1 protein-coding gene is annotated in these 1,271 nt (G+C 41.4%); it reads right to left on the bottom strand.

Annotation, left to right across the window (positions count from 1 at the left end; all coding sequences use genetic code 11):
* Positions 1-1,205: ISNCY family transposase (locus FWJ32_RS13180; protein WP_203227784.1), on the bottom strand; the 1,205-nt coding region annotated here is incomplete at its 3' end.
* Positions 1,206-1,271: the final 66 nt, after the last annotated feature.

The raw sequence follows: 1,271 nt of genomic DNA, 5'->3' as shown, positions 1-1,271 counted from the left end.
TTCGGTTCTTTAGGGCTATCACCGGCAGCAAACTTTTTTGGCTTAACAAATGGCACAGTTTCATAAATTCTCCCATTGTATTCCACCCATACACCTGTTATACTACTAATAAAGACATTAACAGTTGTATGGGCCGGAATGGAAGGCTGGTTTTCTTTTTGAATGATCTTGAACTGCTTACCGTAGAAAGAGAACACGCCGCCATTATCGGCCTTTCTTTTTTGCTTAACGCAAAGGATACAGTCAAGGTCAACACCTTCAGGAAGAGGGCGGAAAGCAGACTCAGCCTTTTGAGGCTCAACGGAAAATATCCTGTTGAACTCATGTATATAGCCTTTAAGAAATTCATTAGCCTCATCGATAGTTTTTATCCCTGCTATCTTAAACTCCACAGGCAGACGAGACTGCAGAGTATTCCAAAGGCGCTCTATCCGCCCCTTAGCCTGGGGTGATCTTGCAGGAATTATAGTAACACCGAGCTCCTTCATGGCTCTTTGGAATTGAGTATCATTACAAACTTTACCTTCCAATTGCTCCTCAATAGAGAGCTTGCCGGCCTTGGTAGACAGGAAAATAGCATGTCTGTCACAATATAAACTGACAGGTATACCAAAATTTAAAATCATATAGCGGCAAGTCTCAAAATATCCTTGAAGGCATTCATTTTTAGTCATATAAAGGCCAACGATATTACCCGTGGCATCATCTATAGCGCCGTGTAGGGCATACTTACTGCCATCACCGAGCCAATCATACGGGGTAGCATCCATCTGAATTAAAAGGCCTATCTGAGGCTTTCTCTTGCGGCGTCGATGAGGTTTAAAGCGCCTTTTCTTTTTAGGGCTTTTGATACCAGCGCCGCTGAGAATACCATAAAGGGCAGAATAACTTAACTTGATGTTTTCAACCCTATCAAGAAGCTCTTGAAAATGTTTGAAATTGGCGTCTTTGTAAACATCAGACATTTTAAGATTGATAATTTTTTGTTTGAGTTCCTCTGGGATGGCATGAACGGGTTTACGACCTTGATTTTTATGAATAAGTGCACAAGCTCCAATTTCCCTCACTCCTTTTCTCAGGCGTATTACCTGGCGTGCACTTAGGCCTAAAACCTCCGCTGCCTCCTTGACAGTCATAATACCTTCAAGAGTCTTTTGAATAACAGTGTATCTTTTTAGTTGTTCTTGAGACATTAGATAACGCACCTCATTCCCCATAGTGACATTTTATCACGATAGTCTACAAGGTGACATTATCATAAAATAACCACA

It is taken from the genome of Calorimonas adulescens (assembly GCF_008274215.1).
GTDB lineage: Bacteria > Bacillota > Thermoanaerobacteria > Thermoanaerobacterales > UBA4877 > Calorimonas > Calorimonas adulescens.
The sequence above is the reverse complement of the archived record's forward strand: the minus strand, read 5'-3'. Positions and strand labels throughout refer to the sequence as shown.